The sequence below is a fragment of the Leifsonia sp. NPDC077715 genome, from assembly GCF_040686855.1.
Taxonomy (GTDB): Bacteria; Actinomycetota; Actinomycetes; order Actinomycetales; family Microbacteriaceae; genus Leifsonia.
In genome coordinates, this window is the sequence record NZ_JBFBOG010000002.1 from 1,232,901 (window position 1) to 1,246,632 (window position 13,732).

Annotated in this window: 12 protein-coding genes and 1 tRNA gene; 9 read left to right on the forward strand and 4 right to left on the reverse strand. The window is 67.9% G+C overall.

Annotated elements, in window-relative coordinates:
- Positions 1-28 precede the first annotated feature (28 nt).
- Positions 29-1,957, reverse strand: a complete 1,929-nt coding sequence (locus AB0P25_RS12950) for a hypothetical protein (RefSeq protein WP_363807840.1) — start codon at positions 1,955-1,957, stop codon at positions 29-31.
- A 360-nt stretch (positions 1,958-2,317) separates the two neighbouring features.
- Between AB0P25_RS12950 and AB0P25_RS12955 the strand changes: the two genes are divergently transcribed.
- The 6 genes from AB0P25_RS12955 (at position 2,318) to AB0P25_RS12980 (ending at position 8,797) form a co-directional block, all read left to right on the forward strand.
- Positions 2,318-4,669 (forward strand): glycosyltransferase family 2 protein, encoded by a 2,352-nt coding sequence (locus AB0P25_RS12955; protein WP_363807841.1) that lies wholly within the window; start codon positions 2,318-2,320, stop codon positions 4,667-4,669.
- Complete coding sequence (locus tag AB0P25_RS12960; RefSeq protein WP_363807843.1) at positions 4,669-6,279, forward strand: carbohydrate-binding protein; 1,611 nt, start codon at positions 4,669-4,671, stop codon at positions 6,277-6,279. The genes AB0P25_RS12955 and AB0P25_RS12960 overlap by 1 nt, the downstream gene beginning before the upstream one ends.
- Before the next feature lie 291 nt (positions 6,280-6,570).
- Positions 6,571-6,996 carry a hypothetical protein gene (locus AB0P25_RS12965; RefSeq protein ID WP_363807845.1) on the forward strand — a complete coding sequence of 142 codons (426 nt, stop codon included), beginning with the start codon at positions 6,571-6,573 and terminating at the stop codon, positions 6,994-6,996.
- An 83-nt stretch (positions 6,997-7,079) separates the two neighbouring features.
- Positions 7,080-7,153: transfer RNA gene (locus AB0P25_RS12970), tRNA-Pro, on the forward strand.
- 523 nt (positions 7,154-7,676) lie between these two features.
- The gene (locus AB0P25_RS12975; protein ID WP_363808059.1) at positions 7,677-8,273 is read left to right on the forward strand and encodes an RNA polymerase sigma factor; all 597 of its coding nucleotides are present in this window, start codon (positions 7,677-7,679) and stop codon (positions 8,271-8,273) included.
- Positions 8,270-8,797, forward strand: a complete 528-nt coding sequence (locus AB0P25_RS12980) for a hypothetical protein (RefSeq protein WP_363807846.1) — start codon at positions 8,270-8,272, stop codon at positions 8,795-8,797. The genes AB0P25_RS12975 and AB0P25_RS12980 overlap by 4 nt, the downstream gene beginning before the upstream one ends.
- Here AB0P25_RS12980 and AB0P25_RS12985 read toward each other — a convergent pair whose 3' ends face one another.
- Positions 8,798-9,202 (reverse strand): hypothetical protein, encoded by a 405-nt coding sequence (locus AB0P25_RS12985; RefSeq protein WP_363807847.1) that lies wholly within the window; start codon positions 9,200-9,202, stop codon positions 8,798-8,800.
- Positions 9,203-9,526: 324 nt separating this feature from the next.
- Here AB0P25_RS12985 and AB0P25_RS12990 point away from each other — a divergent pair, with 324 nt between their 5' ends.
- The 3 genes from AB0P25_RS12990 to AB0P25_RS13000 are packed head-to-tail and all read left to right on the forward strand — an operon-like array spanning position 9,527 to position 11,109.
- Positions 9,527-9,652: a hypothetical protein gene (locus tag AB0P25_RS12990; RefSeq protein WP_363807849.1), complete on the forward strand. Its 126-nt coding sequence runs from the start codon at positions 9,527-9,529 to the stop codon at positions 9,650-9,652.
- Between the two features lie 30 nt (positions 9,653-9,682).
- A complete protein-coding gene (locus AB0P25_RS12995) occupies positions 9,683-10,900 on the forward strand; it encodes a hypothetical protein (RefSeq protein WP_363807850.1) in 1,218 nt (405 codons plus the stop codon).
- Positions 10,901-10,908: 8 nt separating this feature from the next.
- The gene (locus AB0P25_RS13000; RefSeq protein WP_363807852.1) at positions 10,909-11,109 is read left to right on the forward strand and encodes a hypothetical protein; all 201 of its coding nucleotides are present in this window, start codon (positions 10,909-10,911) and stop codon (positions 11,107-11,109) included.
- A gap of 818 nt (positions 11,110-11,927) precedes the next feature.
- Here AB0P25_RS13000 and AB0P25_RS13005 read toward each other — a convergent pair.
- Together AB0P25_RS13005 and AB0P25_RS13010 are read right to left on the reverse strand one after the other, a co-directional pair.
- Positions 11,928-12,242 carry a hypothetical protein gene (locus AB0P25_RS13005; protein WP_363807854.1) on the reverse strand — a complete coding sequence of 105 codons (315 nt, stop codon included), beginning with the start codon at positions 12,240-12,242 and terminating at the stop codon, positions 11,928-11,930.
- Between the two features lie 8 nt (positions 12,243-12,250).
- Positions 12,251-12,997, reverse strand: a complete 747-nt coding sequence (locus AB0P25_RS13010) for a hypothetical protein (protein WP_363807855.1) — start codon at positions 12,995-12,997, stop codon at positions 12,251-12,253.
- Between the last annotated feature and the right edge of the window lie 735 nt (positions 12,998-13,732).

A 13,732-nucleotide genomic window follows, 5' to 3' on the forward strand; every position in this document is an offset into this window, starting at 1 on the left:
GGCTCCCATCCGCAACGGATGGCGACATCTAGTCACTACTGGCGCGCTGGAAGGCGACGTCGAGGACGGGCGCGAAAGCGTCCGGTGGGTGGATGACCACCACGGGCGCCGTGCCGCCCGGGAACAGGCGGGCGACGTCGGACGGATCGGCGCGGTCGTCGACCGTGATGTCGACGGCCTCGCGCCACCGGCCGTCCGAGAGCCGCTGCAGTGTGGCCTCCCACGTGATCCCGGGCGTCTCACGCGCCTGCAGCCGCAGGTGGATGCCGACGGCGCGACGCCGCGCCAGGAGGGACAGCAGACCGCGATAGACCGCCGTCCGTCCCGCCGCGACCAGCCACGGGTCGAGCACCCGGACGAGGATGTCGGCGTTCCAGAGGATGGTCGTCGCGAATCCGCTGCGCGACTGGTAGACGTCGACGGCGATCACGCCGGGCAGTCGGCGCACCGTCTGGCGGAGCGTCCCGCGCGTGATGCCCTCCTGGACCGTGCTGTGGAGGTACAGCGGCACCGAGGGTCGCGGCGGCAGCCCCGGCCGCACGGCTGAGCGATCGTGGATGCGCTGAGCGCCGCGGAGGAACGGCGCGAGCTCCGCGAGCAGCGTGGCGACACGGACGTCCGGCGGGCTCTCCTCCACGGCGGCCGCCGTGTCCGCGTAGGCCGTCGAGGCGTGCAGCGCGCCGATCTTGAAGCCCACAGCGAGCGGCGGCCGCGCCTTCACGGTGAGGAACGGCCGGCCACCCTCGGTGCGCAGCGGGTTCTCGCGTCCCTCCACCCGTGGCACCGGGTCGAGCACGTGCTCCAGCGCCAGCACCGCGGTCGAGTCCGGCACCGGGATGCGCCCGAGCGGCGACCCGGCGACAAGGAGGTGCGACACGGTGTAGCCCTCGTCGACCGCCGCTGTCGCGACCTGGGCGGCGATCATCCCGCCCAGGCTGAAGCCGGCGAGACAGACCGGCTCGCCGGACCGCACGCCCGCCCGTCGCAGCGCCTCGATCGCCGCGCGCGTCACGGTCGGCCGCTCGTCGCCGCCGATCACAAGGTCGGCCGTCAGGTCGTTCGGCGCCGCGCCCGCGCGCGGGTGCCACGTCCTCGTGCTCGCGAACTGGGCGATCCAGCGGCGCCCGTCCGGTGCGTCCACCTGCACCAGCCGCACGAGGGCGGTGTCGGGGCGGTCGTCGAGGTCCGGGTCGCACAGGTCGTCGATCTCCCGCTGGCTGAGCAGCAACTCCCTCAGCGTCCGGATCGTGCGGCGCCGCATCGCGCCCGCGGCGATCCCGGGTTGGCCCAGCGGGTCGGGAGAGGGGCCCAGCGGCAGGCCGAGCAGGCCCGCCGGCACGTCCGGCAGACCCGGTGTGGGGGTGTAATCGTCGCCGCGCGCGGGGTCGTCCCACCAGTCGAGCACATCCTTGATCAGCGGGAACGCGCGCGCCAGGAAGTCGTCGTACGGAACGATCACGGCGTCCTGGCCGTCGCGGAGGAGTCCCCGGCGGTGCCCGAGCCCGACGACCTTGCGCAGGAGGGCGGGCAGCGTGAACACCGCGAGGTACGGCCGCGCCCGCCAGCGGGGGAGGACGACGCCGACGAGCGAGACCAGCAACGCCAGCGGTGCCAGCAGCCAGCCCGCGAGACGTGCGATCCCGCCGATGGCACGCGGGGCCAGCGACAGGTAGAGGCCGCTCAAAGCGATCCGCCGGGCCCGGCGGGATACCGGCTCGGGCGTGCCGAACGGATACGGAACGGACCGGGATCGCTGGATCCAGAACCACACCCACGCCGCCGCGACGCCGATCAGCCACCCGATGAGCGCGACCGCACCGGCCACCGCGCCGAGGACGAGCAGCACCAGGCCGAGCGCGAGCGCGACCGGGATGCCGACGACCAGCCCGAGGACCAGCGCCAGGAGTCCGCCTGCCGTGCGGCCCCGCCACAGCTGCGGGGACGGCTGCGACGGCATGCGGCCAGCCTAGCCCCGGCCCTCCGACATCCCCGCAGAAGCGCGAACAGAAGGGAGGACGGCGAACAATTCCGCCGGGTGCCGCCACGGAAGGGAAGACATCGGGTGTCGCGGCGGCGGCTGATCCCTCAGAGATGGATGCGCCGGGTTCGATGCGTATGCATGAATCGCCGTCGCGCAAGAGCGACACGCCGACGCAGGGTGTGCAAGATCACGCGTCCTCACCCCCAAAGAAGGGGCGACCAGAAGGGGGGTATTTGTACCCCGGCTTGTCCTCACTAGTGTGGACAACCGGAAGCCACCCGACCGTGCCCACCCGAGGGCCGGGCTTCCGACCCGATCAAGGACGCATACCCGAAAATGAGTTCTACAACCCAATACACCCCTGCCCGGAAACGCCAGCTCGGCTCCGAGAAGCGCACCGAACCGCTCCCGACGGTCCACCCGAAGCCGTCGGACCGCAAGATCACCTGGAGTCGCGTCGCCATCGTGCTGACCGTGCTGTTCTGGGCGATCTACGTCGTCACCACGATCATCCGCCAGTTCATCGACAGCGGCAGCCAGAACTTCCGCTTCACGATGGAGGCGATCGGCTACACGGTCGTCGTCACGTTCCTGACCTTCTCGGCCCTCATGTACCTGGTGGCCCGCCAGGGCGCGCTGCAGCGGTTCCAGAAGCACGTCCGCGTTCCGCGCGCCGAGCTCGACCGCCACTTCGCGGAGAACCAGCCCAGCATCACCGTGCTCGTGCCGTCGTACGCGGAGGAGCCGGAGGTCGTCAAGATGACCCTGCTCTCGGCCGCGCTGCAGGAGTTCCCGTCCAAGCGAGTCGTCCTCCTCCTGGATGACAACCCCGACCCGACCGACCGGGCCGTCCGCGAACGTCTCGAGGCGACCCGCGACCTCGCGCACGACATCACCGCGATGCTCGCCGAGCCGCGCTTCCGCTTCTCCGACGCGCTCCTGCGCTACGAACTGGGCGACGCCGGCGTCTACGCCACCGACGAGGCCGGCCTCGAGCTCGCCGAGCACTACCGCTGGGCCGCGCAGTGGCTCTACGAGCAGGCCGACGCCCACACCGTCGAGGACCACGTCGACGTCTTCTTCGCCGACCAGGTGCTCCGCGCCCTCGGCGACGACCTGGCGCTCACCGGGGAGGCCGTCGCGGCGGCGATCGCGGAGGGCGCGTCCCTCACCTCCAAGCGCGTCGCGCAGCTCTACCGCCGTCTCGCCTGGACCTTCGACGCCGAGCTCGCGGTCTTCGAGCGCAAGAAGTGGGCGTCGCTGTCGCACGAGGCCAACAAGGCGATGAACCTCAACGCCTACATCGGCCTGATGGGCGGCACCTACCGCGTCGAGGAGACGCCGGAGGGCCCCATCCTGAACGCCGTCCCCGCCGGTCAGCGCCGTGCCGGCGACATCGAGATCCCGGACAGCGACTTCCTCCTGACGCTGGACGCCGACTCCATCCTGCTGCGCGAGTACTGCCTCCGGCTCACGTACTTCCTGCAGCAGCCCGACAACGCGCGCGTCGCGGTCACCCAGACCCCGTACTCGTCGTTCCGCGGTGCGGGCACCCGCATCGAGCGTCTGGCCGGTGCGACCACCGACATCCAGCACATCCTGCACCAGGGCAAGTCGTACTACGGCGCCACGTTCTGGGTGGGCGCGAACGCGGTCATCCGCAAGCGCGCGCTGGACGACATCGTCGAGACCGAGTTCGTCGGCGGTTTCGAGGTGCGCCGCTACATCCAGGACCGCACGGTCATCGAGGACACCGAGTCGAGCATCGACCTCGGCACCCACGGGTGGACGCTGTCCAACTACCCGGAGCGCCTCAGCTACTCGGCCACGCCGCCGGACTTCGGTTCGCTGATCGTGCAGCGCCGCCGGTGGGCGAACGGCGGACTCCTCATCCTGCCGAAGCTGTGGCGCCAGGTGAAGGAGCGGAAGCGCCGCGGTGAGACCGTCTCGAAGATCGAGCTGCTGCTGCGCGTCAACTACATGGCGTCGATCAGCTGGGCGAGCTTCGGCCTGGTCTTCCTGCTGGCCTACCCGTACGACGGCCGCCTGCTCAGCCCGATGGTGCTGCTCGCCGCGCTGCCGTACTTCATCAGCCAGGCCGCGGACCTCCGCTACAGCGGGTACAAGGCCACCGACATCTTCCGGATCTACGGCTTCAACCTCATCCTGCTGCCGGTGAACCTCGCGGGCGTGCTCAAGTCGATCCAGCAGTCGCTGACCGGCAAGAAGATCCCGTTCGCCCGGACCCCGAAGGTGAAGAACCGCACCGCGTCGCCGCTGCTGTACGTGATCGCGCCGCTCGCGATCGTCGCGTTCTCGTTGTTCACCCTGTGGCGCGACGTCAACGCGCACAACTGGGGCAACGCCGCGTTCGCCGCCTTCAACGCGAGCCTCGCGATCTGGGCGATCGTCGCCTACATCGGCATCTGGAACACGATCGTCGACATCTGGCTCGGAATGACGAAGCCGCTCTACGTCTCCACGTCGCGCAAGCGCACGGCCGACGTCGCGGAGCCGGCGACGGCGTCCCTCGACTGGCGCTCGGTGCTGTACCACGGTCACGCCGGCGGCGAGGTGCCGCACCTGGCCGGTGTCGGCGCAGTCGTGGAGTCGGCTGCTGCGTCGAACGAGGGCGCGGAGTCCGAGTCCGCCGCCGCTGCCTCCTCGAACGAGAAGCAGGCCGCCTGATGTCGAAGCAGAAGAAGGCGACGGCCGCAGACGCCGTCGAGCGGGCCCAGGCCCCCGAGGCCGACAGCGGCCGCCGCCTCTCGCCGTGGCGGGTCATCGGCGCCGGGCTCGTCGCCGTCATCGTGGTCACCGCCGGCGCCGTCGGCTTCCAGTGGTGGAGCGCCCGGGCGGCGGTCGACGCCAAGCCGTGGTTCGCCTCCTATGTGGATGTGACCGCGACCCCGCGGTTCGCGTTCGAGAACCTGGGCGGAACGTCGACGAAGGACGCGGTCCTCTCGTTCGTGGTGTCCTCGAAGGACGACGGATGCGAGCCCAGCTGGGGTGCCGCGTACTCGCTCGACGAGGCCCGTGGCTCGCTCGATCTGGACCGCCGCATCGCGCGCCTGCAGCAGCAGGGCGGGACGGTCGCCGTCTCGTTCGGCGGTCAGCGGAACGACGAGCTCGCCGTGGGCTGCGATGACCCGTCCGCGCTGAAGAAGGCCTACGCCGAGGTGGTGGACCGCTACAAGATCGGCACGATCGACCTCGACCTCGAGGGCGCCGGTCTCACGGACCGCGACGCCGCCGCGCGCCGCGCCTCCGCGATCGCCGCGCTGCAGCAGGATCGCCGCGCCGCCGGCACGGGCCTCGCCGTCTGGCTGACCCTGCCGGTCGCGCCGACCGGTCTCACCTCCGACGGCACGGATGCGATCGCCGCCATGCTGAAGGCGAAGGTGGACATCGCCGGCGTCAACGTCATGACCATGGACTTCGGCGACGCCAAGAACGCCAAGACCTCGATGGCGAAGACCGCCGAGCAGGCCGTCTCCGCCACCCAGCGCCAGCTCGGCATCCTGTACGACCGCGCGAAGCTGCACCAGAGCGACCCGAGCCTGTGGGCGAAGCTGGGCGCGACCCCGATGATCGGCCAGAACGATGTGGAAGCCGAGGTCTTCTCGCTCGCCGACGCCGCCACCTTCAACACGTGGGCCGTGTCGAACGGCCTCGGCCGCATGTCGATGTGGTCGGCGAACCGCGACAAGACGTGCGGCTCCAACTATGTGGATCTGACGGTCGTGTCGGACGCCTGCAGCGGTGTCAGCCAGGGCAAGAAGACGTTCGCCGGCGTGCTCTCGAAGGGCTTCGACGGCCGCATCGGGCTGGGGGAGGGCCAGGTCACCACGGCCGAGCCGACCTCCGCCGCCACCAAGGACGACCCCGCCACCTCGCCGTACCCGATCTGGACCACGAAGAACTCGTACCTCAAGGGCGCGAAGGTGGTCTGGCACCACAACGTGTACCAGGCGAAGTGGTGGACCAAGGGCGACGTCCCGGACAACCCCGTGCTGAACGCGTGGGAGACGCCGTGGGAGCTGGTGGGCCCGGTGCTGCCGGGTGAGACGCCCATCCCGCAGCCGACCCTGCCCGCCGGGACGTACCCGAACTGGAGCGGGACGGCCACCTACGACAAGGGCCAGCGCATCCTGTTCGACGGCGTGCCCTTCGAGGCCAAGTGGTGGACGCAGGGCGACAGCCCCGAGGCCGCCAGCGCCGACCCCGACTCGTCGCCGTGGGCCCCGCTCACGCAGGACGAGATCGACCAGATCGTCGGCGGCTCCCCGAGCCGCTGAACCAGAATCGGCGGCGGGACGCTGAACCCCCCATCGTGTCCCGTCGCCGACCCCACCTGGACTCCCGCTGCGGGGCGGGAGTGCCCGGGCGCCCGCGTGCCGTGATTTCGGCCGGTGCGCGGCGCAGTGCCGGCGGGGACGCGTGTGCCTTCGGGTGGTGCACGGCGTCGCCGCCGGCACGATAGAACGACCGTGATGCGATCGTGATGGGTCGGCTCTACGTCGCGGGTTCGCCGATCCCTATGCTTGCGTTGCTGCAGCGCGCAGCGATCGATGATTCGGGGGAATCACATGAAATCACTGAGGGGGATGACGCTGTCGGCGGGGGTTGCCGCAGCGTTGCTTCTGGCGTTGTCCGGCTGCGCCGGGGGAGCGGCCGTGGGCACGACGCCGGCGACGACGGTCACGGTCACCTCGACCGTCACCGCCACGCCGTCGCCCGCGTCGGGCGACGAGCCGCTGGATGCGCTCTCGGCCTGGACGGCGTGCGCCGTGCTGGCCCAGGAGGTTTACGCGAAGGACGAGCCGACGGCCAAGCAGATGCCGTACGACCCGGCCCACCCGCCGACGCAGAACGCCGACGGATCGTGGCAGGTGACCATCGGCTTCCCGATCGTCCCGCCGGTGCAAGGGGCAGGGTCGGTCATCGTGATCTGCCACCTGGCCGGCACCAAGGGGGAGCCCAAGCTCCTCGAGTGGGCGACCAAGGACGTCTGACCGGACGTGCGCGAGGCACCCCGCCGACACGGTAGGATGGACGGGTTGCCTCGCGTGGCGCTCCGGCCCGCGCGCGACGACATCGGGCTGTGGCGCAGTTTGGTAGCGCACTTGACTGGGGGTCAAGGGGTCGCAGGTTCAAATCCTGTCAGCCCGACGTAACGAAAGAGCCGGTGGGCACGAAGGTCGCAAAGCGACCACGTGCCCACCGGCTCTTTCGTTACTCGCTGCTGTCAAATGGGGTCCCCGCGCGCGAGGGGCCCCGGGCGCCGCTGCTCGCTCCGCGAGCGGCGGCGTTTGGGGTAGCGCGTGGGGCGCAGCCTGGCGACGGCCGTGGAGAACTGTTAGCGATGGTGATTGAACCGAGCCCGCCCTGCAGCTGAAGCCAGCGCAGATCCCGTGGGCAACCTTTCGGCGCGCTGACGCCGGCCGCCCTATTCCCTATTCGCGTGGGACGGAGCGCCGCCAGCCGACCCCCGGCTGGGCGGCGCTCACCTCGTGGGGAGGAAGCCTCTCTCCACGTGGATCCCGTCCGACGTTCGCCCCTTTTCGACGTCCTGGGCGGGCTCTACTAGGAGATGTCCGGACGGGCCCGCATGGTTCCATCTGAGGGTGAACCGGCTTGTCTGCCGTTCGTGTTATTCTCGCGTGGTTCGCGAACGGAGGTCGGAGTGAGCCTGATGCATGAGGCGTCGGACTCCGCCCTCTGGTTGGAGGCGAGCTCCGGGACGGAGCGCTCCTTCGCCGTACTGTTCGACCGCTACCGCACGCGCGTGTTCCGGAAGGCGTACGCGCAGGTGCGGAGCGTGGCGGACGCCGAGGATGTCGTCGCGCTCGTTTTCCTGGAGGCGTGGCGCAACCGCGCGAAGGTGCGCATCGTCGACGGGTCGTTGCTTCCCTGGCTGCTGACCGTGACCAATTACGTGCTGCTCAATCAGGCGCGCACGGCGCGGCGGTACGGTCGGCTTCTCGCCGCGATGCCGTCGCCCGAGCAGGAGCCCGACCACGCGGACGACGTCCTCGATCGCCTCGACCGGGACGGCCAGCTAGTCGCCATCCGCGCCGCGATGCGCAGACTGAGCGCCCAGGAGCAGGCCATCCTCGACCTCTGCGTCATCGAGGAACTGCCGATCGCAACCGCGGCGGCCGTGCTTGACATTCCGACAGGTACCGTGAAGTCGAAACTTCATCGCGCGAAAGAGAAGCTCCGGAAGCACCTTCCGGCGCGATCGACGGCGATGGACCTCACGGCCCGACTGGACGGAGCACAACCGTGACCCCCGCGTACGACCGCGACGACATGCCGGACATGACCGAGCGTCGCACGGATGCCATCCGTGAGACGCTCCTGACGCAACTCCGGACGGAGACGTCACGGCGACGTCAACGACTCCGGCGCCGCTTCGCGCTGTGGGGCGGGATCGGGATACTCGCGATCGGCGGCGTCGCGACTGCCGCGACCGCGGTGCTTTCGGCACAGCACGTCACCAATAAGGATGGCGTCTACTGCTTCGCGTCGGCGGAACGTGGGGCCAACGGCGAGTACGACATGTCCGGTGCGACGATGTACGACCCCGAGAGCGGCGGCGGTCGTGTCGAGAACGCGCTCGAGCTGTGCCGGACGATGTGGCGGCAGGGCGTGTTCAACAAGGACCACGACCCGCTCGCCGCCACTGCTGCGCCGGGAACCGTGCCCGATCAGCTCCAGGTGTGCGTCATGGACGACGGCACGGCAGCCGTCGTGCCGGGGCGGCCCGGCGTGTGCCAGGCGGTCGGGCTCGCCCCGGAGAAGACGGACTGATCAGCCGATCGTCCCGGTCGGTCGGAAGACCAACGACTTGGTCCGGTCATTAAACGACGGCAGGCTCGCGCAGTTGGGCGTGCAGTTGTACCGTTGGCCGGCATACGACGCCGAGTCGTAGAGCGTGACCCAGCACGACGAGTACGCCTTCGCGCTGCTGATGGAGTTCTGCCAGTCCGACGACAGGCTCGGGAACCCGTAGGTGACACCCGCACACGAGCCCGAACCGTAGAAGGTGTAGCTGCCGCCGCCGTAGTTGTCGTCCCGGAACACGGTGCCGATGAGCACCGAGCTCGCGGCTGTGCGCGCCGACGTGTTCGGCGCAAGTATGGCGCCGAGATAGTCGTCCACGTCGGCCTGGGTGTCGAAGCACACCGACGACGCCTGCGGGGCGGTCGAATCCACTGGCTGAATACGAACGGCGCAGTAGGCGCCATTTTCGGATGGGCTTGCTCCGGCAGGGCCGGACGGAAGCGCAACCAGGGCGGCCGCGACGGACAGAGAGAGAACAAGACGCATGACTTCACCTCGCGTGATCTGAGGCCGGAACACCGGCCTGCACCGGGGCCGGCGGATGTGCGGGCCCACACGCGTATGTCCGTCATCACCACGCTGGTTCCTCGCCGCGCGTGCCGGAACTTTCATGGAACCGGTGGCCACCGGGCGGACATCCCCTTGTAGCCGCAGCCGTTCCGCTGCGACGCACATCAGTTCGGGGAAAGGAATCAGATGTCGAAATCACCGACGAAGCGGACGTGGGGGATTGCGTTCGCTCTAGCGGCCGGCGCCGCTCTCGCGCTGACCGGAGCGGCCCTGCCTGCACAGGCGGCCGACGACACGACTGCGCTCTCGTAGCACCTGTCGGAGTTCTGGTCGGACAACGGGGTGGACCAGTCGACGGTGCAGCGTCTCGTCGCGACGTTCGAGAACGGGGGGCGGGTCGACAGCCTCACGGGGACGGAACAGCCGGCGCGCGTCGAGACCGCCGTGTCCGCGGGCGTTAAGAAGAGCGTTCAGGTGTACGCGGATGGATCGGTCGCTGTCACGAGTCAGCAGATCGAATCCAGTCAGGCGCGCTCGATCAGCGGTTGCACCGTGGTGTCCGGAAGCGGTTTCCGCAGTTACAACCGTTGCAAGGTCGCCGGAGACAACGGTCTGGTCGTGCTGGGCTATTACGCCAGCTACACCTTGGTGCAGGGGGGCTTCGACTACATTTCGTCGGCCGACGGCATCGTCGCGAACTGCGCGATCACCACCTGCAGCAATCCCACGTTCCCGACGGGCGGGACCTTCCCCAAGCGGGAGCCCTCGGCGGCGACGGCGATTGTCATCGGGAGATCAAGTATGTGGGCGGCACCAGTCAGCTCCGTCTCGATGTCGGCCGGGACTCGGCCACGTCCACGTTCCAGTAAGGGGAGACACGCCATGAAGAGACGAAACGCGTTCCTCGGCTCCGCTGTGGGCATCCTTCTGATCGCCACGCTGGGGGCTGCTCCTGCTCACGCCTCCGGTGTCGACTGGAGCCAATTGCAGGTCTACTGGACCCAGCACGGCGTCTCGGCGGCTACGCAAGAGGCGCTCCTCGCCGGCATCGAACGCGGGGAGCTGCCCGACAGCTTCACGGGCGCCACACCGGTATCCGAGAGCACCATCGAGACGCCCACCAGCATCGAGAAGGTCAGCACGTACGCCGACGGTTCCGTCAGCTCCGCCGGCGTGAACGCGCATCGTGTGCCATCGCAGGCGGCGGTGGCACCGCGCGGCATCATCAACTGCACCGTCTCGTCGGGCAGCGGATACCGCACCTTCAGCAACTGCCGGGTCGAGGGGACGAACGGCAACGTCTCCGTCTGGTTCACCGCCACCTACACGCTGGTCCAGGGTGCGGGGGACTACATCTCGAACAAGACGGCGGCGGCGGCGAGTTCCGCTCCCGGGACCTCCACTAGCATTCCCTATTGGAACGTGGTGCGGCTCAACGAGATCGCCGGCACTAGGGCACAGGTGACGGCGACCACGACATGGAACTACGGTGTCGGAAGCAGCACGTACAGCACCTCGCTGTTCGTCGGAGCCGATTCCGCGTCCACTTCGTTCGGGTAAGGAGAATCATGCGTCTCGACGGTTTCAACGGTCCGACGATCAACGACTTCCCGGGTATTGCCACGTCGCGGCTGATCCTCGGCATATACATCGTCGTGCTCGTGGTCTCGCTTGCGGTGACCGTCTCGCTCGTCGTCTGGGCGGTCCGGAACCGGCGGCGTGCCGCTGCGGACGGCCGCACGGAGGCGGGTGCCGGTTCCGGAGGCTGACCGTCGAGACCACGCACAGCGACCTCGAGTGATAACAAACACCGCGACCCCTCTAGCCGCCACCCGCCCACTTCCTCGTCATCTGACTGAACGACGACGAACTAGGTGAGCGGGTGGCCGCATGAGCAGTGACGGAGACCGGCCCGCCGGGCTCGCGAAGCCGACCCGGGTGCTGATCGCCGTCGCCGGGGTGGCGGCGTGGACCGTGCAGGCCGCCGGCGACATTCTCGGGCCGTTGCTCCTCGCGGCAATACTGGTCGTCGTCGTGCATCCCGTCCGGCGCCCGCTCGTTGTACGCGCTAGTGCGGTACTTGCAGGCAGGGACCAGGCGCACGATGACGTCATGCGTGACTACTTTGCAGCTGAGCGGGCGCAGCTGGATGCGTTCAAGACAATGATTTCGACCGCCAGCCGCTCCCACTCTCGCATTGATCCTGATCTAGATCGCGAGTGGCAGCGTCTCTCCGCCCAAACCGTTGTCGCGACTGATCCGTTTGAGAAGGTGTTCGGCGCCCGGCCGCCGGGACACACTGCCGACGCGTTCCGTAAGGGTCCTCGGGGCGTCGGCTACTCCAATTGGGAGTTGCCGTCCGGTGCCATGCAAGGGTATCCATCCCATAGTTCTGGCGACGGCGGAGGAAAAAGGTGTGGGGCGCGGAGGAAAATGCCAACGGCTAACCCCGAGGGAACATCTTTACCAAGGGTTTCATAAACAGCCCGACAGAGAAAAGTCCCGGCAAGCCGAGAGTCGGTTTACCGGGACTTCTGCGTTTCAGGCGACGTGAAAACCACGGTCCGGGCTGCACTAGCCGATGCGGCTACTCAGCAGGTTCGGGGCCACCATCGTCGTTGAGTGCAAATCGAAGGTAGTCCTGATTGCCAGACGAGTTGATCGTTTCATCAAGGTGGACCATGAACAGTCCGAAGCCGCGCTCAGCGTCGGATGTCCCTCCCATCCAGTCGAGGTCGGTTCTCGATGCCATCCGTGACACGCTGGCGACGCTTACCCGAAGCGACACGACTCGGCCGTCTAGCGCTTTCACGTACACCGTGTTGCTGACTCGATCGATTCTCTGGATGGGCTCGCCCCAGTTCTCCAAGTACTCGTAGAACTGGTCAAGGCTGTTTGTCATGCGTCCACCTAGCTGAAGTATTCAGTGATGATCCTGAAGTCACCCTTACTAACGGAGACGTGGTTCGTGTAAGTCTTATAGAGGCGACCGTTACTCCAAATCTGAATGAGCGTGTAGTAGACGTACGTGTTGTTGCTTGCTTGGTAGGCGGCGGACGACGGAACACCGAGCGTCTGCCCCAAGCACCACTTGGCGTAGCTGTCCCACGACTTTCCCATCAGCGACGAGATACGCCCGTAGTCTCCGGCATGGCCCGACGTGATGTGCCGCCACCCCCACCCCGCCGGACCCGCAACTCCACACCGAAGATCAGCGATGCCACGAGGCGCACCACCTTTCGCTGCGCGGTTGAACCGCTGGAGGCTGCGGTTCTTGTCCTGACCTACACAACCAGTCGCCTCCATCTTGAGGCCCCCACGGAGGCTTGACCCCTTGCTTCCGAGCAATTCGGAGGCTCCAAGCGTCTGGAGGGGCGCGAAGCCTCCCTCCACCTCCGTGGCTTCGGCCTGAGCTTCGGGGATATCGATGCCCGCGTCGGCGTACTGCTCGACATATTCATCGATCGAGGCAACGGGCTCCAGGTCAGCGTTGTACACCTCCCCGCCTGCCACCAAGGTCAAACCTTCCAGGTCGTCATCGACAACGCTCAGGTCCTCCGGCGGGTCATCCGCCGCGGCGAATCCGGTAAGGCCGGCACCAAGTATGCAGGATGCAACCAGAGCTGTTGCGGACATGAAAACACGGGACTTCTTCACTGAGGTCTCCCTTATCGTTCCTCGTAAGAACGAAGTGAACACATAGCCATCACCCGGCGGAGCCGGAACGGTCGTCAGTCCACTACCGGGCGAGCGGTATCGCTCTCCATCGGTGAGGACGCGGAATGCAGGCGACCATGACGCAGCGCTGGACGGTATGCATGCAAATGCGCCGCCGATTGCACGCGGAGCCGTGTATCTTTTCGCCGTGGAACCGCCACCGCTCGAGTCTCCGGCGCGACGCGGAGGCCGTCCTCCCGGTCACCGGGCAGTCGGCGCAAAGCGGTCAAGGGGACGAGCGCCGAGGCCCGCTCGGCCCCTTCGGAGGGCGAAGGGAATGGGCATCGGTGGCAACACGTCGGAGTCGACAGCGCTCCGAGCGTACGAGAAGGGTAGCCCGAGGAATTGCTGATCGAGAACGTCCGGCGCGCCGGGAAGCCAATGCGTGTGTGCTATCCCACCGGCTTGTTTTGCTCGCTGGCGGTCAGTGCGCGCGAGGACCGTCGACAACGGTAGCGCCGCCACCGTTGACCAAGAAAATACAGTCCGGGACCACCGAGCGCGGTCGCCACAACAGCCTGCGCTGACCCGCCCATCATGAGAAAGACCGCCGCTACGGCTGAACCGACGAGCATCGAGACGAAGAAGTCCTCGACCAGGTAATAGAGAGGCGACTTCGGTTGTTCAGCACGTGACATCGTAGATAAGCCCCCGTCCGACGTGGACGAGCAGAAT